Source organism: Azospirillum sp. BE72, from assembly GCF_031455875.1.
GTDB lineage: Bacteria > Pseudomonadota > Alphaproteobacteria > Azospirillales > Azospirillaceae > Azospirillum.
The window spans coordinates 704,137-720,331 of the sequence record NZ_JAVDTO010000001.1; the positions used below are offsets into that span (position 1 = coordinate 704,137).

Here is a 16,195-nt window from a genome sequence, read left to right on the forward strand (position 1 = left end):
ACCGCCTGACAGAGGAGACCCTGACCATGATCGACACTCGCACCGCTCCCTATGCCGCCTTCCTGCTGCGCGTCGGCCTCGGCCTGCTGTTCCTGGCCCACGGCATGGTGCTGAAGGTGATGACCTTCACCATTCCCGGCACCGTCGGCTACTTCGAGAGCATCGGTTATCCCGGCATCTTCGCCTATCTCGTGATCCTGGGCGAGATCGGCGGCGGGCTTCTGCTGATCGCCGGTGTCTATACCCGCTGGATCGCGCTGGCCCTGCTGCCGATCATGATCGGCGCCACGCTGCAGCATGTCGGCAATGGCTGGGTGTTCAGCGCGCAGGGTGGCGGTTGGGAATTTCCGGCCTTCTGGACGGTCCTGCTGGTCGTGCAGTCGCTTCTGGGTGACGGTGCCTTCGCGGTGAAGCTTCCGGCGCTGGGCACCGCCGCTGCCGGCCGGCGCGAACTGGCCTGATCCGGGAACGCGAATGCCGCCCGATGATGGGCGGAACGGGGGAGGGGGCACATCGCCGCCTCCCCCTTTTGTCGTTAAAGCCCTGCCAGCGCTCGGCGGATCGCCTCGCGGAAGGCGTCAAGCGATGCGATGTCCAGCAGGAACAGTGCATGCCCGCGCGCATCGCCCGCCGCCAGGGCCATGTCGATGCGCACGAACAGCACGGGATCGGTGGCGGAGCCGATGACCGCCGCCGGGGCGCCAGCGCCATAGCCCGGAACCGCCCCCGACAATTCGCCGCCGATCAGGTTGGACAGGCTGGCGAGGCAGCCGTTCAGGATGATGTTGCCGATCTCAGTCAGCGCGTCCTGTTCCATCTCACCCGGCGCCTCGGCGGCAGGATCGACGGGGACCAGTCGGCCGACGAGGGCCAACGTGCCGCGTTCGGGAAAGATCAGCATCGCTTCCCCGGTGAAGGGGCCGGTGAAGGCGCCGCGGACGGCGCAGACCGGCTGGTCGCCCTCCAGGTCGCCGCCGACCTCCCGGGTGATGCTGGCGCGGGTCGATACCGCGAAGGACGGCACCGACAGAAGCACCTCCTCCCCCAGCATGGAGCTGAGGGCGGCGGCCGGCTCGCCCATGCCGATGTTGAACAGTTCGGCGATGGCGTCGGCCTCGTCGTCGTCCAGGCGCAGGGGATCCCCTGATGCGGGCTCTGCCATCGGCGTCACTGCCCGGCCGCGGCGAGGAAGTCGCGGATCTTGTCCGAGGTGATCGGCTTGGCGATAAAACGGACGCCCAGAGCCTCGGCCTTGCGCCGCAGGGCGTCCTGGACATTGGCGGTCAGCAGGCCGATGGTGAGTCCGTCAAAACGCTCCTTCAGCCGCTCGGCGAGCGCCAGACCGTCCATGCCCGGCATGTTGTAGTCGACGATGGCGGCGGCCGGCGGCACCTCCCCGACGATCTCCAGGGCCTCTTCGCCGCTCGCGGCCGTGACGATGGTCCAGTCGGGCCGCAGCGAAGCGATGACGCTGGAGACCATGTTGCGCGCCAGTCGGCTGTCGTCGACGACGAGGATGCTGGTCATGCCGATGTTTCCGTCCTAAAGATTCCGTTCAGACCTCGCGGGTTTCTTACCGCAAAGTGGTCCGCCCCACAACAAGAGGCCTCGCAAGGGGCCTGAGTTCTTCAACCGTTACAGCCTTCCGATATATCAATGTTCATCCAGGACAACGCAGCGCCTGCACCTGTTCGCCCGCAGGTCCGCGCCGTGCTCGACACCAACATCCTGGTGGCCTATGCGCTGCTGGGCGACACCGCCATCCGGCGCCAGGACGCGATCCGCCGTTGCGTGGAGCGGGTGCGGGAGGATGGCGGGCTGACCGGCAGCAGCGAAACGCTGGCGGAACTGGAGGAGGTGCTGATGCGCCCGACCTTCGACCGCTACGCCTCCGCGGCCGATCGCCGCGCCTTCCTCGACCGGATAAGGACGGAGACGGTTCTGGTGACGCCGGCGGCGGTCGGGCGCCTGTGCCGCGACCCGGAGGACGACATGTTCCTGGCCGCCGCCGTCGGCGGGTCGGTGCCCTGGCTGGTGACCGTCGACCGCCAGCTCCTGTCGGTGCGCCGGGCCGGGGAGACGAGGGTTCTGCGGCCCGAACGATTCCTGGACGCCCTGGATGCGGAGCGCTGATCGGGCAGCCCCACAGAATCCGCTCGACAAACGGGACGCTCTTCCTAGAATGAAAAGAGAACACATCGCAAACCGCGAGTGAACGGGAATGGCTGCGGCGACGGTGATGCCGCGCCGATGGTGGAGTGCAGGGGGCATCTGCAGCGATGAGCGTCCAACGGCTTCTGTTCGACGACCTGCCGGAGACGGAACCGGTGCGCAAGCCGCGCCGCAGCCGGACGGCCGGCGCTGCGGCAACCATGGCCGCCCAGGTGGCGGTCGACGTGGTGCGGGAGGCTGCCCCTCTGCCCAGGGCCGCGGTGCTCGCGGCCGGCGTGGCGACCTTGCCCCTCGCCCCTCCTGCCCCGCCTCCTCCACCCCCGGCGTTCGACCCGGCTGCGCTGTCCAATCCGGAATTGCGGGCGTTGGTGCAGGCGTTGCCCGACCAGCGGTTGGCGCATCTGCTGATCGAGGCCGCGCGGGAACTGAAGCGCCGCGCCGCGCCGGACCGCAGCGATCCGGACGGCGAGGACGGCGATATGCCGCAGGAGCCGAACCCGGCCCTGTTGCGCGCCGCGAGACAGGCGGTGGGGGAACTGTCGGGTGACGATTTCTGATCGTTTGGGCGCTGTCGGGGCCACTCCTTAGTCAAGAAAGTTTCCGAGACAAACGACGCGCCTTTATGTCATGATCGTCCTCAGCCCGCGTTTTACATGCCGCATCGCACAATAAAGCGGCCGTTTGACGTCATCGGGCCCGCCGAACCCACATGCGACGTCTCCCGGAGGGGGCTTTGGACTGGATTACTTGGTTGCAGGAATGGGGGAACGCCTTTTACCCGCTGGCCTTTGTCTGGGCCTTTTTTGAAGGTGAAACATTTGTAATCTTCGGCGGGATGGGTGCAAAGCTCGGAATCATCAATTTATACTGGCTGGTCGGCACCGTCTGGATCGGCAGCTTCATGGGCGATCAGGTCTGGTTCTGGCTGGGCCGCCGCTGGGGCAACAGGGCGCTCGCGCGCTTCCCATCGGCCGAGGTCCATGCCAGCCGGGTGTTGCGCTGGCTTGAGAAATACGGCGTCGCCTTCATCCTGGTCTTCCGCTTCCTCTACGGCGTGCGGAACATCGCGTCGGTCGCCATCGGCACTTCGCGCATGCCGTGGTCCCGCTTCCTGTTCTGGAACTTCATCGCCGCCGGCATCTGGGCCTGGAGCTTCGCCGGTGCGGGCTACCTGTTCGGCGAAGCCGCTGCCGCCATCGGCGAGGACGGCCCGAAGATCCTGGTGCTGTCCGCTCTGGCCATCGGCGGCCTGTGGCTCACCATCAAGAGCATCCTCTGGGTCCGCCGCCGGGCGCTGGCTGCCACCAATCCGGCGGAGTGAGGCGTCTACCTGAGAGGGTTGGGGACGTCTGCACAGTCCCACACGGTACATGAATCAAAAGGGGCTGCTTCATCCGAAGCAGCCCCTTTTTCTTACCTTACAGCTCGGCCGCCATGTAGGTCGGCAGCCAGCTTTCGTTGGCATCGCGCAGGCGCTTCAGCGACACGATGTCGCCGCCGCGGCCCGACAGCGTCGTGCCGCGGGTCTCGCCCAGCACGGTGACCGGAACGCCGGCCGCCTTGGCCTTCTCCTGCACCGACGCGGCGACGTCCGGACGGACGGCCAAGACGTAGCGGCCCTGGTCTTCGCCGAACAGCACGCGCGGGCTGACACCGTCGAAGGCGGTCAGATAGGCGCCGACACCGCCGGCCAACGCCATCTCGGCGATGGTGACGATCAGGCCACCGTCGGCCACGTCGTGGCTCGACACCACCAGACCCTCGCGGATCAGGCCGCGGACGAAGTCGCCGTTGCGGCGCTCCACCGCCAGATCGACCGGCGGGGGAGCTCCCTCCTCACGGCCGAGGATCTCGCGCAGGAAGATCGACTGGCCGATGTGGCCTTTCGTCTCACCCACCGCGAGGATCACGTCGCCTTCGTTCTTGAAGGCGATGCCGACCGCGATCATCGCGTCCGGCATGATGCCGACGCCGCCGATGGCCGGAGTCGGCAGGATCGCCTCGCCATTCGTCTCGTTGTAGAGCGAGACGTTGCCCGACACGACCGGGAAGTCCAGCGCCTTGCAGGCCTCGCCGATGCCTTGAACGGCGCCGACGAACTGGCCCATGATCCGCGGCTTCTCGGGGTTGCCGAAGTTCATGTTGTCGGTGATGGCGAGCGGCAGGGCGCCCACCGCCGACAGGTTGCGCCACGCCTCGGCCACAGCCTGCTTGCCGCCCTCGACCGGGTCGGCCAGGCAGTAACGCGGGGTGCAGTCGGTGGTGATGGCGACTGCCTTGGTCTGGCCCGGCACGCGGACGACCGCGGCGTCGGCCTGACCCGACATGAAGCGGGTGTCGCCGCCGACGAGGCTGTCATACTGCTCCCAAATCCAGCGCTTGGAAGCGAGGTCGGGGCAGCCGAACAGCTTGGTCAGGGTGTCGCCCAGATCGGCGGAATAACCGGCCAGCACGCCGTCGTCGACGTCCGACGACTTCGGCGTCGGCTCCCACGGGCGGTTGTACTCGGGCGCGGCGTTGGACACCGGGGCGATCGGCATGTCGCACCAGGTCTCGCCATACATCTTGATGACGAGGTTGCCGGTGTCGGTCAGGTGGCCGATGACGGCGAAGTCCAGCTCCCACTTGTCGAAGATGGCCTTCGCCACCTCCTCGCGGCCGGGCTTCAGGATGATCAGCATGCGCTCCTGGCTTTCGGAGAGCATGATCTCATAGGGCGTCATCGCCTGTTCGCGCATCGGCAGGGTGTCGAGCGTCAGCTCGATGCCCAGGCCGCCCTTGCCGGCCATCTCGACCGAGGAGGAGGTCAGGCCGGCGGCGCCCATGTCCTGGATGGCGACGATGGCGTCCGTCTCCATCAGTTCCAGGCAGGCTTCGATCAGCAACTTCTCGGTGAAGGGGTCGCCGACCTGCACGGTCGGGCGCTTCTCCTCCGAATCCTCGGTGAACTCGGCCGACGCCATGGTGGCGCCGTGGATGCCGTCGCGGCCGGTCTTGGATCCCACGTAGACGACCGGGTTGCCGATGCCGGCGGCGGCCGAATAGAAGATCTTGTCGGTCTTGGCGACACCCACGGTCATGGCGTTGACCAGGATGTTGCCGTTGAAGGCCGGGTGGAAGTTGGTCTCGCCGCCCACGGTCGGCACACCGACGCAGTTGCCGTAATGGGCGATGCCGGCGACCACGCCCGACACCAGATGGCGGGTCTTGGAATGGTCGGGCGAGCCGAAGCGCAACGCGTTCATGTTGGCGATGGGACGCGCGCCCATGGTGAACACGTCGCGCAGGATGCCGCCGACGCCCGTCGCCGCGCCCTGGAAGGGCTCGATGTAGGACGGGTGGTTGTGGCTCTCCATCTTGAAGATGACGGCGTCGCCGTCGCCGATGTCGACCACGCCGGCATTCTCGCCGGGGCCGCAGATCACCTGCGGGCCGGTGGTCGGCAGAGTCTTCAGCCACACCTTGGACGACTTGTAGGAGCAATGCTCCGACCACATGACCGAAATGATGCCCAGTTCGGTGAAGGTCGGGGTGCGGCCCAGGATGTCCAGGGCGTTCTTGTATTCCTCGGCGGACAGGCCGAACTCCTTGGCGAGCTCGACGGTGACCGGACGCTCCTGCGCCTTGGTAGCTTCAGCGCTCACGACAGGGCCTCCACCAGACCTTCGAACATGGGCTTGCCGTCGGTGTTGCCGTGCAGGGCCTCCACCGCGTCCTCGGGGTGCGGCATCAGGCCCAGCACGGTGCGCTTGGCGTTGAAGATGCCGGCGATGTCCGTGACCGAACCGTTGGGATTGCCGCGCGGATCGGCGCGGGTCTCGTCGGCGATGTAGCGGAAGGCCACCTGGCCCTCGCCGTCCAGACGCTTCACCGTTTCGGCGTCGGTCCAATAGTTGCCGTCGCCGTGGGCGATCGGGTAACGGACGACCTGACCCTTGGCGTATTTCGCCGTGAAGGGGCTGTCGGTGTTCTCCACCCGCAGATGCTGGACGCGGCAAATGAACTTCAGCCCGCCGTTCCGCATCAGCGCGCCGGGCAGCAGACCGGCCTCGGTGATGATCTGAAAGCCGTTGCAGATGCCGAGCACCCGCACGCCCTGATCGGCCCGCGCCTTCACCTCGCGCATGATCGGCGAATGCGCCGCCATGGCGCCGGAGCGCAGGTAATCGCCATAGGAGAAGCCGCCGGGCACGACGATCAGGTCGACCTTGGGCAGTTCGGTGTCGCGGTGCCAGACCAGATGCGGCTTGGTCCCGCTGACGGCCTCCAGCGCGGCGACGGCGTCGCGTTCGCGGTTGGAGCCGGGGAAAACGACGATGGCGGCCTTCATGGGGCGGTCAAAATCCGGCGTCGTGAGGGGGAGGAGTTCGCGCCGGACACTAAAGCCGCCGCCCCGGCAAAGCAAGAGTCGGCCAAGGGGCGGCGGAGTTGTGTGCGGCGCATTACATACCCGGCGCGTCTTCTTCCGGGTAGGCGGTGATGTGGTGCAACGACAGGTCGGCGCCCTTGTACTCCTGTTCAGGGTCGAGGCGGATGCCCACGGTGACGCGCAGCAGGCCGTAGACCGCCAGACCGGCGGCGAATCCGAAGCCGGCGCCGCCCAGAGTGCCGACGATCTGGCTGAGGATCGACACCCCGCCCAGGCCGCCCAGCGCCTCCTGCCCGAAGACGCCGGCCAGCAGGCCGCCGGTCAGTCCGCACAGGCCGTGCAGCGGCCAGACGCCGAGCACGTCGTCGATCTTCCAGTCGATCTGGCACTTGTTGAAGGCCCAGACGAACAGCAGGCCGGCGATGCCGCCGGTGATCAGCGCGCCCAGCGGATGCATCACGTCGGAGCCGGCGCAGACCGCCACCAGTCCGGCCAGAGCGCCGTTGTGGACGAAGCCGGGATCGGTGCGGCTGATCACCAGCGAGGTGACGATGCCGCCGACCATCGCCATCAGCGAGTTCAGCGCGACCAGCCCGGTCACGCCGTCCAGAACCTGCGCGCTCATCACGTTGAAGCCGAACCAGCCCACGCACAGCACCCAGGCGCCCAGCGCCAGGAAGGGGATGTTCGACGGCGGGATGGCGACCAGCGACCCGTTGGCGCGGTAGCGGCCGCGGCGGTTGCCGAGGTTCAGTACGGCACCCAACGCCACCCAGCCGCCGAAGGCATGGACCACTACCGATCCGGCGAAATCATGGAAGGGCTGTCCGAAGGTCGCGGCCATCCAGCTTTGCAGGCCGAAGCGGGTGCCCCACACCGTGCCTTCCATCAGCGGATAGAACAGCGCGATCAGCGCCAGGGTGGCGCCGGCCTGCGGCCAGAAGCGGGCGCGTTCGGCGATGCCGCCCGACACGATGGCCGGGACGGCCGCGGCGAAGGTCGCTAGGAAGAAGAACTTCACGAGGTCATAGCCATAGGCCGTGAATCCGCCGCTTCCCTTGCCGACCAGCGTGTGGGCGTCGGTGAAGAAATCGATGCCATAGGCGACGGTGTAGCCGATGAAGAAATAGGCGATGGTCGACATGGCGAAGTCCGACAGGATCTTCACCAGCGCGTTGACCTGATTCTTGCGCCGGACCGTCCCGACCTCCAGCAGGGCGAAGCCGCAGTGCATCGCCAGCACCATTACTGCGCCCATTAGGACGAAAAGGACGTCGCCACCCGTCTTTGCCGCATCCATTTGCACAAACCTTCAGCAGTATGCCTAAAAAAGCGGCAAATTGCTATCAGATCGTGCAGATATGCGCAAGGGCGTAGCTGACGTTTGGATAGGCGGAGTGGCGGAAATGCAGCACAAAAAGCGGGCGAACCCGCGTTGGGTTGCCCGCTGTCTGCGCAAGAACGATGCCAAATGATGAAGAGGCGGGCGGAGACACCCTCCGCCCGGCCGATTACATGCCCGCGATGGTCATGCCGTCGATGCGCACGGTCGGCGCATCCATGCCGAAACGCAGTTCCAGATCGTCGGCGGCTTCCATGTTCAGGAACATGTCCTTGAGGTTGCCAGCGATGGTGATCTCGTTGACCGGATAGGCGATCTGGCCGTTTTCGATCCAGAAGCCGCCGGCGCCGCGGCTGTAATCGCCGGTGACGCCGTTGACGCCCATGCCCATCAGGTCGGTGAGGTAGAAGCCGTCCTTGATCTCCGCCAGGAGATCGGCGCGGCTGCGCTTGCCGGCTGCCATATAGACGTTGGCCGGGGCCGGGCCGGGCGGGCTGGAGGTGCCGCGCGCGGCGTGGCCGGTGGTCTGCAGGCCGAGCTGCCGGGCGGAGCGCAGGTCGAGCAGCCATGTGGTCAGCACGCCGTCCTCGATCAGCGTGCGGCGCTTCACCTCGACGCCCTCGGCATCGAAGGGGCGGGAGCGCAGGCCGCGCTTCACATGCGGATCGTCGACGATGGTGATGGAGGGCGCGAAGATCCGCTGCCCCATCTTGTCCTTCAGGAAGCTGGTGCCCCGCGCGATGCTTGGGCCGCTGATGGCGCCGGTCAGATGGCCGAGCAGGCCGCGCGACACCCGCGGGTCGAACACCACCGGCACCTTGCAGCTCTTGACCCGGCGCGGGTTCAGGCGGCGGACGGCACGCTCGCCGGCCTCGCGGCCGATCTCGGCGGCGTCGCGCAGGTCGGCGCCATAGACCTTGCTGTCATAGTCGTAGTCGCGCTCCATCCCTGTCCCGGTGCCGACGATGACGGAGGCCGACAGCGACTGGCGCGACACGCCATAGGTTCCGGCGAAGCCGTTGGACGCGGCGATGGCGATGGTCGAGCGGCTCCAGCCGGCATCGGCGCCTTCGGAGTTGGTGACGCCCTCGACCGCCAGCGCCGCCTCTTCGGCGATGCGGGCGCGTTCGATCAGCGTTTCCGAGGACGGTTCCTCACTGTCGCAGATGTCGAGGTCGGGCCAGCTGCGGGCCAGCTGTTCGGGATCGGCGATGCCGGCAAAGCCGTCTTCCGGTACCACGCGGGCCATGGCGATGGCGCGCTCGACCAACTCGTCCAGCGCCTTGGTGCTGCGGTCGGTGGAAGAGACGATGGCCTGCCGCTTGCCGACGAACACCCGAAGGCCGAGGTCGCCGGATTCGGACCGCTCCAGCTTTTCGGTCTTGCCCAGCCGCTGGGCGAGGGACACGGACGCGCTGTCGAACAGCACGGCGTCGGCGGCATCCGCCCCGGCGGCGCGCGCCTTGGCGATCAGGTCGTCCAGCAGGTTCAGGACCCCGGACGGATCCGTCCGGTGCTGGTCGTTCGGCGAAACGGTCATCAGGCTCTCCGGTTGGTCTCCTGTCTGTCTAGCAAATGGGAGGGCAACGCGGAACGGGGAAGAGGTTAAATGGCCGCCGACCCGTCCAAGCGACCATGCGATGGGTGCGTTTGGTGGAATGGGGATGCGGGGGAGGGGGCGCGAACGCCCCCTCCGCACTCAGCCCTCGATCTTCGAGAAGTCGGCGACCGTATTCAGAGTCGTGCGGATCTGCGTCAGCAGGCGCAGGCGGTTGGCGCGCAGGTCCTTGTCCTCCGCGTTCACCGTCACCTTGTCGAAGAAGGCATCAACCGGGCCGCGCAGCTTCGCCAGCGCCGCCATGGTGCCGGTGAAGTCCTCCGCGTCCAGCAGCGGCTTGGCGGTGGCCGAGGCCTCGTTCAGCGCGGCGAACAGAGCCTTTTCCTCGTCCTGGGCCAGACGGGCGGCATCGACCGGCTGGTCGAAGGTGGCACCGTCCTTCTTCTCCTCGATGCGGACGATGTTGGAGGCACGCTTGTAGGCCGCCAGCAGATTGGCGCCCTCGTCGGAGCCGACGAACGCCTGCAGGGCCTTCACGCGGGCCAGCAGCCGCACCAGATCGTCCTCGCCGCCGAGCGCGAACACGGCATCCACCAGATCGTGGCGGACACCCTGCTCGCGCAGCACCACCTTCAGGCGGTCGGCGAAGAAGGACATCAGGTCGCCGCCGACGCCACCGGCCGGGGCGAAGCCGCTGACCTTGTAAGCGCCATGGGCCGCGGCGAACACCTCGGACAGCTTCACCCGCAGCCCGTTCTCCAGCACCAGCCGGATCACGCCCAACGCGGCGCGGCGCAGCGCATAGGGGTCCTTGGAGCCCGTCGGCTTTTCGTCGATGGCGAAGAAGCCGACCAGCGTGTCGATCTTGTCGGCCAGCGCCACCGCGACCGAAACCGGCGCGGTCGGGCAGCTGTCCGACGGACCCAGTGGCTTGTAATGGTCGGCGATGGCGTTGGCGACGTCGGCGCTCTCGCCCTGGCCCAAGGCATAGTAGCGGCCCATGATCCCCTGAACCTCGGGGAACTCGCCGACCACCTCGGTCACCAGATCGGCCTTGCAGAGCAGGGCGGCGCGGCTGGCGGCGTCGCTGTCGGCACCGATGGCACGGGCGATCTCGGCGGCCAGCAGCTGCACGCGGGTGACCTTCTCGGCCACCGTGCCCAGCTTGGCGTGGAAGGTGATCTTCTCCAGCGCCGGGACGCGGGCTTCCAGCTTGGTCTTGCGGTCCTGGTCCCAGAAGAACTTGGCGTCGGACAGGCGGGCGCGCAGCACGCGCTCGTTGCCGGCGACCACGGCCTTGCCGCCGTCCAGCGTCTCGGTGTTCGCCACGACGATGAAGCGCGGGGCCATCTTGCCGTCGGCATCCAGCACGGCGAAATACTTCTGGTGGGTGCGCATGGAGGTGATGAGAACCTCCGACGGCACGTCCATGAAGCTCTCGTCGATGCTGCCCATCAGCACGACCGGCCATTCGACGAGGCCGGCGACCTCCTCCAGCAGCGCGTCGTCGGGCGACAGGGTCAGGCCCTGCGCAGCGGCCAGCGCCTCGGCATCGGCCTTGATCTTGGCCTTGCGCTCCTCGCGGTCCAGCACGACCTTGGCGGCGCGCAGCTTCTCCTTGTAATCGGCGAAGCTATCCACCGTGAAGGCGTCGGGCGCCAGGAAACGGTGGCCGCGGGTGGTGTTCGACGGCACGTAAGATTGGCCGAATATGGCGTCGCTCTGCTGGAACTCGTCGGCACCTGAGATGCCACTGAACGAAAACCGCGGATCATACTTGCCGAACTCGACCCTTCCACCCAGCGGCTTGCCACCGAATACAGCGAGTATGTGGTGCAGAGGACGGACCCAGCGAAGGCTGGTATCGCCCCAACGCATCGATTTGGGCCAGGGAAAATGATTCAGGATTTCGTGGAGAGTTTCGAGAATAACGTACCGCGTCTCGCGGCCCTTCTTCTCGGTCACCGCGAAATAGAACACGCCCTTGCCGGTGTCGCGCTGCTCGCACTGGTCGAGGCTGTCGAGGCCGGCCGACTTCAGGAAGCCGGCGACCGCCTGCTCCGGCGAACCGACGCGCGGACCCTTCTTTTCCTCGCGCACGTCGGCGGTGCGCTCCGGCAGCCCGTCGACCACCAGGGCCAGACGGCGCGGGGTGGAATGGGCGTCGGCCGTTGTGAAGGTCAGGCCGTTCGCCGCCAGCTTGTCGGTGACGAGGCGCTTCAGGTCGTCGGCGGCCCGCGCCTGCATGCGGGCGGGGATTTCTTCGGAGAAGAATTCGATCAGGAGTTCGGTCATTGGATTACTTCGCTCCCGTCCAGACTTCGCAGCAGGCCTTGGCCAACGTGCGCACGCGGCCGATATAGGCGGCGCGCTCGACAACGCTGATCACGCCGCGGGCGTCCAGCAGGTTGAACAGATGCGACGCCTTGATGCACTGGTCATAGGCGGGCAGCGCAAGGTTCTGCGCGACCAGCGCCTGACACTCGGCCTCGGCGTCCTTGAAATGCTGGAGCAGCATGTCGGTGTTGGCGAATTCGAAGTTATGCTTCGAATATTCGACCTCGGCGCGCTTGAACACGTCGCCGTACTTCACCCCCTGGCCGTTGAAGTCCAGGTCATAGACATTCTCCACGCCCTGCACATACATGGCGAGGCGCTCCAGCCCATAGGTCAGCTCGACCGCGACGGGGTCGCATTCGATGCCGCCGACCTGCTGGAAATAGGTGTACTGCGTCACTTCCATGCCGTCGCACCACACTTCCCAGCCCAAACCCCAGGCGCCCAGCGTCGGGCTTTCCCAGTCGTCCTCGACGAAGCGGATGTCGTGCAGCGCCGGGTCGATGCCGATGGCGCGCAGGCTTTCCAGGTACAGCTCCTGCGCGTTGGCCGGCGAGGGCTTCATGATGACCTGGTACTGGTAGTAGTGCTGCAGGCGGTTGGGGTTCTCGCCATAGCGGCCGTCCTTCGGCCGGCGCGACGGCTGGACATAGGCCGCCTTCCAGGGATCGGGACCCAGCGCGCGCAGCGTGGTCGCGGGGTGGAAGGTGCCGGCGCCGACCTCCATGTCGTAGGGCTGCAGGATGACGCAACCCTGCTCCGACCAGAACTGGTGGAGCTTGAGGATCAGGGCCTGGAACGACAGGCCGCGGCGGTCGGCGGAATTCCCGCCGTCGGAAGTCCCGATCTGGGAGGCCATGGACGGTCCACAATAGAAAGGTTGAAAACGCGCCGCACGATAGGCGGGCGCCACCGTCAAATCAAGCCGCAGCGCGGCAAATCGCGCCGCCGCGTCGTCGTGTTGGGGACCAGGGGAGAGCGCGTGCTGCCGTCAGCGGCCGTAGGGGCAGGCCGGGCGGCCGCAGGACACGGCGGAACGCGGGGCGACATAGGCGCCGCATTCCGGGCATTTCTCCATATCCTCAGCCTCTGTGGCGGCATAGGGCTTGGCTCCGCGCGGTGACGGACCGGCCGCTGGGTCGCGGCGGCCATCCGGCCGGCGGGGAGTGGTGCGGGCGCGGCCGATCGCCTGGACGCGGTTGATCCAGCGCCAGCCGAACCACACGACGCCGATCACCAGCGCAAGGAGGAGAATCTTGGACAAGGATATCATCGCCGGCTACCCGTCTGCTCTTGCGCGCATTCACCCTGCGGGCGACGGGAAGTCAAGGGAATAGGAGAGGGGCGGGCCGCCGTCCGCGATCGGGCGGCGGCCCGACGGACCCGCCGCTTACTTCGCGGCGACGGCCGGGCGCCAGGTGTAGACCGGGGTGACGCCGTAGGTGCGGGTCATGTCGGCCTGACGCAGGCTGCGCACCAGAACCTCGGTTCCGGTGGCGACGCGCATGTCGGTGCCCAGCAGGCCGCAATCCTCCGGCAGGATGTTGACGCACTGGCTGGCGTCGACACGGGTCAGCACGATGTCGAAGGGCAGGCCGTTGCGGGCATAGACGCCGAGCAGGCCGGGACCGGAGGTCGCCGTGCGCAAGGTGACCACGCCGGCCGGCAGCGCGCGGTCGCTGGCCGCGGTCGGGCGCTGGTTGTGGCTGTCGTCCCACACGGGCTGGCCCGAGGAATCCAGCTTGGACTGGGCCGCGGCACCGCCGCTGAAGCCGGCGACGGCCAGGGTCGCGCCGCTCACCGCCGCCAGGGCCAGGATCGCCATCCGAAACCGCAACATCGTTGTACTCCGTACTTGTCTCTGTTCTTTTTGTCCGTCCGGGCACAAGGGAGCGCCCGGGCATCGCACCCTTATATGGGATGCGATACGCGCCGTCGCCTTAGCCCAGAAAGCCTAGGGTGTTCGGTTAAGGCCGCGCTGCGCAAGGGTGGTGCCGACAGTTCGCTCTGGACGCAGGTTTGATGCTTGTGAATGATATTTCTTGTAACCGTTGACGGATTTGCTATCGCCAACATGTTTCGGTTGTGAATGATTTGCCCATATCTTTTTTGAGGGCGATTTGTGAGAGGGTGCTCGCGGCATGGCTGCGCTTTTTGCTGAGAGTCTGGTCGGTGGGATGAAGGCCTCCATGGACGAACCGATTCTGGAAACCGCTCGTCTGATCCTGCGGCCGACCCGGGCGGAGGATTTCGATGGCTGGGCGGCGATGATGGCCAATCCGGAGGCGACCGAGTTCATCGGCGGTCTGCAGTCGCGCCCCGTTGCCTGGCGCGGCTTTCTGTCGATGGCCGGCGCCTGGTCGATCCAGGGCTTCGCCATGTTCTCCGTCATCGAGAAGGAGACCGGCCGTTGGGTCGGCCGAGTCGGGCCGTGGGTGCCGGATGGCTGGCCGGGTCCGGAAGTCGGCTGGGCGATCATGCGGGACTGCTGGGGACGCGGCTATGCGGTCGAGAGTGCCGCCGCGGCCATCGACTGGGTGTTCGACCATCTCGGCTGGACCGAGGTCATCCACACCATCCATCCCCGCAACACGGCCTCGCAGGCGGTTGCGCGCAGGCTGGGGGCCGAGGTGCGCGGAACCACTCTGCTGCCCGAGCCGGTCAACCCGCCCGAGGCCGACGTCTGGCACCAGACGCGCGAAGAATGGCGGGCGCGGCGGCGGACGGCCGTATTGGCCCGCTGAGACCGCTTTTCCGCCCGAGTCGCGGCCACCCTTTCCCCGCGTCATTCATACGTGTGCGTTTCAGGCCGAAGCATCGCTCCTGATGACGATTGCGGGCCATGATTGGGGCGCTGCCCCGCCTGTTCTGCGCCATCCTGCCGTCTTGCAGGCCGGCCGAGCCTGCAATGGACGTTAAATTTCGATGTCAGGCATAGATTCTTGTGTGTTTTCACTAGAATTTTTGCGGATTGCCTATGCTATTGGTTTAGCCGTTGCATTCCATTCGCAGCAATCCTATTGGCTGAACCGATTGCAGGAGGGGCCCGTAAATGGCCAAGGAACAGGCACTCGCCCTCATTAAGCGCCTCGCCACCGACGGCGAATTCCGTAATCAGTTGAACGCCCTCGATATTCCGGGCAAGCAGGCACTTCTGGCGCAGAGCGGGTTCGGCGGCGTCCTTCCCGACCATGTCCGCAGCGCCGCCGCCGCCGCCTTCAATTCCTTGACCGGCAAAGACAGCGGCTTGGACAGCGACGTGGCGGTCGAATCGATCGCGACGGCTGCTTCAGCCTCTGCCACTTCGGCCTCTGCCACCTCCGCTTCGGCCACTTCTGCGTCCGCGACCTCCGCCTCCGCAACCTCGGCTTCGGCTACCTCCGCGTCGGCGTCTCCGGCACCCGCTTTCTCGGCCTCTGCGCAGTCCGCGTCGGCAACGTCGGCGTCCGCGACCTCCGCGGCGGCGCAATCCGCGTCTGCTGTTCCGACCCCGGTGGCTTTCTCCGCGGTCGCCGCCCCGGCGTCCGCCTTCTCGGCCGCCGCGCAGTCTGCGTCTGCGGTTCCGGCTCCGGCTTTCTCCGCCGTCGCCGCTCCGGCGTCGGCCTTCTCGGCTGCGGCGCAGTCTGCGTCTGCGGTTCCGGCCCCGGCCTTCTCCGCTGTCGCCGCTCCGGCGTCGGCCTTCTCGGCTGCGGCGCAGTCTGCGTCTGCGGTTCCGGCCCCGGCCTTCTCCGCTGTCGCCGCTCCGGCGTCGGCCTTCTCGGCTGCGGCGCAGTCTGCGTCTGCGGTTCCGGCTCCGGCTTTCTCCGCCGTCGCCGCTCCGGCGTCCGCCTTCTCGGCTGCGGCGCAGTCTGCGTCTGCGGTTCCGGCTCCGGCCTTCTCCGCCGTCGCCGCTCCGGCGTCCGCCTTCTCGGCTGCGGCGCAGTCTGCGTCTGCGGTTCCGGCTCCGGCCTTCTCCGCCGTCGCCGCTCCGGCGTCCGCCTTCTCGGCTGCGGCGCAGTCTGCGTCTGCGGTTCCGGCTCCGGCTTTCTCGGCCGTGGCTGCTCCGGCGTCCGCCTTCTCGGCCGCCGCGCAGTCTGCGTCTGCGGTTCCGGCTCCGGCTTTCTCGGCCGTCGCCGCTCCGGCGTCCGCCTTCTCGGCCGCCGCGCAGTCCGCGTCTGCGGTTCCGGCCCCGGCCTTCTCCGCGGTCGCCGCTCCGGCGTCTGCTCACTCCGCGTCGGCGATGTCGGCGTCGGCGACTTCTGCGTCGGCCACCTCCGCTGCGGCGCAGTCCGCTTCGGCGACCTCCGCCGCGGCCACTCCGGGGGCGTCGGCCTCCGCCTCGCAGGGGCCTGCAGCGGCGAGCGACGATCCCACGACCGAGGCGTGATAGGATCGGGGCCGGCCTTTCCTTCGGGAGACGGCCGGCCCCGTCCCTTGC

General features: G+C 67.4%; 16 protein-coding genes. 6 read left to right on the top strand and 10 right to left on the bottom strand.

Features of this window, described 5'->3' with window-relative positions; translation table 11 throughout:
* The first annotated feature begins 26 nt into the window (after positions 1 to 26).
* Positions 27 to 461 carry a DoxX family protein gene (locus J2Y49_RS03425; protein ID WP_310112360.1) on the top strand — a complete coding sequence of 145 codons (435 nt, stop codon included), beginning with the start codon at positions 27 to 29 and terminating at the stop codon, positions 459 to 461.
* 74 nt (positions 462 to 535) lie between these two features.
* Here the strand turns inward: J2Y49_RS03425 and J2Y49_RS03430 are convergent, their stop codons facing one another.
* Together J2Y49_RS03430 and J2Y49_RS03435 are read right to left on the bottom strand one after the other, a co-directional pair.
* Positions 536 to 1,162, bottom strand: coding sequence for a chemotaxis protein (locus tag J2Y49_RS03430; RefSeq protein WP_310112363.1), 627 nt, complete (start codon positions 1,160 to 1,162; stop codon positions 536 to 538).
* A gap of 5 nt (positions 1,163 to 1,167) precedes the next feature.
* The gene (locus J2Y49_RS03435) at positions 1,168 to 1,527 is read right to left on the bottom strand and encodes a response regulator (RefSeq protein ID WP_310112366.1); all 360 of its coding nucleotides are present in this window, start codon (positions 1,525 to 1,527) and stop codon (positions 1,168 to 1,170) included.
* Between the two features lie 183 nt (positions 1,528 to 1,710).
* Between J2Y49_RS03435 and J2Y49_RS03440 the strand changes: the two genes are divergently transcribed.
* From J2Y49_RS03440 to J2Y49_RS03450, 3 genes are all read left to right on the top strand, one after another.
* Positions 1,711 to 2,133, top strand: coding sequence for a putative toxin-antitoxin system toxin component, PIN family (locus J2Y49_RS03440; RefSeq protein WP_310112369.1), 423 nt, complete (start codon positions 1,711 to 1,713; stop codon positions 2,131 to 2,133).
* Positions 2,134 to 2,279: 146 nt separating this feature from the next.
* Positions 2,280 to 2,729, top strand: a complete 450-nt coding sequence (locus tag J2Y49_RS03445; protein ID WP_310112372.1) for a hypothetical protein — start codon at positions 2,280 to 2,282, stop codon at positions 2,727 to 2,729.
* Between the two features lie 152 nt (positions 2,730 to 2,881).
* Complete coding sequence (locus J2Y49_RS03450) at positions 2,882 to 3,493, top strand: DedA family protein (RefSeq protein ID WP_409017775.1); 612 nt, start codon at positions 2,882 to 2,884, stop codon at positions 3,491 to 3,493.
* Between the two features lie 97 nt (positions 3,494 to 3,590).
* Here J2Y49_RS03450 and purL read toward each other — a convergent pair whose 3' ends face one another.
* The 8 genes from purL to J2Y49_RS03490 form a co-directional block, all read right to left on the bottom strand.
* The gene (gene purL, locus J2Y49_RS03455; protein WP_310112379.1) at positions 3,591 to 5,816 is read right to left on the bottom strand and encodes a phosphoribosylformylglycinamidine synthase subunit PurL; all 2,226 of its coding nucleotides are present in this window, start codon (positions 5,814 to 5,816) and stop codon (positions 3,591 to 3,593) included.
* On the bottom strand, positions 5,813 to 6,502 hold the full coding sequence (gene purQ / locus J2Y49_RS03460) for a phosphoribosylformylglycinamidine synthase subunit PurQ (RefSeq protein WP_014248546.1): 690 nt from the start codon (positions 6,500 to 6,502) through the stop codon (positions 5,813 to 5,815). Before purQ ends, purL begins: the two co-directional genes overlap by 4 nt.
* A 112-nt stretch (positions 6,503 to 6,614) precedes the next feature.
* The gene (locus J2Y49_RS03465; RefSeq protein WP_310112383.1) at positions 6,615 to 7,841 is read right to left on the bottom strand and encodes an ammonium transporter; all 1,227 of its coding nucleotides are present in this window, start codon (positions 7,839 to 7,841) and stop codon (positions 6,615 to 6,617) included.
* 211 nt (positions 7,842 to 8,052) lie between these two features.
* On the bottom strand, positions 8,053 to 9,423 hold the full coding sequence (locus tag J2Y49_RS03470; RefSeq protein WP_310112386.1) for a metallopeptidase TldD-related protein: 1,371 nt from the start codon (positions 9,421 to 9,423) through the stop codon (positions 8,053 to 8,055).
* Between the two features lie 159 nt (positions 9,424 to 9,582).
* Positions 9,583 to 11,736 (bottom strand): glycine--tRNA ligase subunit beta, encoded by a 2,154-nt coding sequence (gene glyS, locus J2Y49_RS03475; RefSeq protein WP_310112387.1) that lies wholly within the window; start codon positions 11,734 to 11,736, stop codon positions 9,583 to 9,585.
* 4 nt (positions 11,737 to 11,740) lie between these two features.
* Positions 11,741 to 12,637 (bottom strand): glycine--tRNA ligase subunit alpha, encoded by an 897-nt coding sequence (locus tag J2Y49_RS03480; RefSeq protein WP_310112390.1) that lies wholly within the window; start codon positions 12,635 to 12,637, stop codon positions 11,741 to 11,743.
* Positions 12,638 to 12,769: 132 nt separating this feature from the next.
* Complete coding sequence (locus J2Y49_RS03485; protein WP_310112392.1) at positions 12,770 to 13,051, bottom strand: hypothetical protein; 282 nt, start codon at positions 13,049 to 13,051, stop codon at positions 12,770 to 12,772.
* Between the two features lie 117 nt (positions 13,052 to 13,168).
* On the bottom strand, positions 13,169 to 13,618 hold the full coding sequence (locus J2Y49_RS03490) for a hypothetical protein (RefSeq protein ID WP_310112395.1): 450 nt from the start codon (positions 13,616 to 13,618) through the stop codon (positions 13,169 to 13,171).
* 349 nt (positions 13,619 to 13,967) lie between these two features.
* On the opposite strand from J2Y49_RS03490, the gene J2Y49_RS03495 reads away from it, so the two are divergent.
* Together J2Y49_RS03495 and J2Y49_RS03500 are read left to right on the top strand one after the other, a co-directional pair.
* On the top strand, positions 13,968 to 14,522 hold the full coding sequence (locus J2Y49_RS03495) for a GNAT family N-acetyltransferase (protein ID WP_310112396.1): 555 nt from the start codon (positions 13,968 to 13,970) through the stop codon (positions 14,520 to 14,522).
* 308 nt (positions 14,523 to 14,830) lie between these two features.
* The gene (locus J2Y49_RS03500) at positions 14,831 to 16,144 is read left to right on the top strand and encodes a hypothetical protein (RefSeq protein ID WP_310112399.1); all 1,314 of its coding nucleotides are present in this window, start codon (positions 14,831 to 14,833) and stop codon (positions 16,142 to 16,144) included.
* Positions 16,145 to 16,195 lie beyond the last annotated feature (51 nt).

Bases quoted from the DNA above. Each gene is read 5' to 3' on its own strand.
- J2Y49_RS03470 (WP_310112386.1), bottom strand. From the start codon at position 9,423: ATGACCGTTTCGCCGAACGACCAGCACCGGACGGATCCGTCCGGGGTC.
- J2Y49_RS03500 (WP_310112399.1), top strand. From the start codon at position 14,831: ATGGCCAAGGAACAGGCACTCGCCCTCATTAAGCGCCTCGCCACCGAC.
- purQ (WP_014248546.1), bottom strand. From the start codon at position 6,502: ATGAAGGCCGCCATCGTCGTTTTCCCCGGCTCCAACCGCGAACGCGAC.
- J2Y49_RS03430 (WP_310112363.1), bottom strand. From the start codon at position 1,162: ATGGCAGAGCCCGCATCAGGGGATCCCCTGCGCCTGGACGACGACGAG.
- glyS (WP_310112387.1), bottom strand. From the start codon at position 11,736: ATGACCGAACTCCTGATCGAATTCTTCTCCGAAGAAATCCCCGCCCGC.
- J2Y49_RS03450 (WP_409017775.1), top strand. From the start codon at position 2,882: ATGCGACGTCTCCCGGAGGGGGCTTTGGACTGGATTACTTGGTTGCAG.
- J2Y49_RS03465 (WP_310112383.1), bottom strand. From the start codon at position 7,841: ATGGATGCGGCAAAGACGGGTGGCGACGTCCTTTTCGTCCTAATGGGC.
- J2Y49_RS03480 (WP_310112390.1), bottom strand. From the start codon at position 12,637: ATGGCCTCCCAGATCGGGACTTCCGACGGCGGGAATTCCGCCGACCGC.
- J2Y49_RS03490 (WP_310112395.1), bottom strand. From the start codon at position 13,618: ATGTTGCGGTTTCGGATGGCGATCCTGGCCCTGGCGGCGGTGAGCGGC.
- J2Y49_RS03435 (WP_310112366.1), bottom strand. From the start codon at position 1,527: ATGACCAGCATCCTCGTCGTCGACGACAGCCGACTGGCGCGCAACATG.
- J2Y49_RS03495 (WP_310112396.1), top strand. From the start codon at position 13,968: ATGGACGAACCGATTCTGGAAACCGCTCGTCTGATCCTGCGGCCGACC.
- J2Y49_RS03485 (WP_310112392.1), bottom strand. From the start codon at position 13,051: ATGATATCCTTGTCCAAGATTCTCCTCCTTGCGCTGGTGATCGGCGTC.
- J2Y49_RS03445 (WP_310112372.1), top strand. From the start codon at position 2,280: ATGAGCGTCCAACGGCTTCTGTTCGACGACCTGCCGGAGACGGAACCG.
- J2Y49_RS03425 (WP_310112360.1), top strand. From the start codon at position 27: ATGATCGACACTCGCACCGCTCCCTATGCCGCCTTCCTGCTGCGCGTC.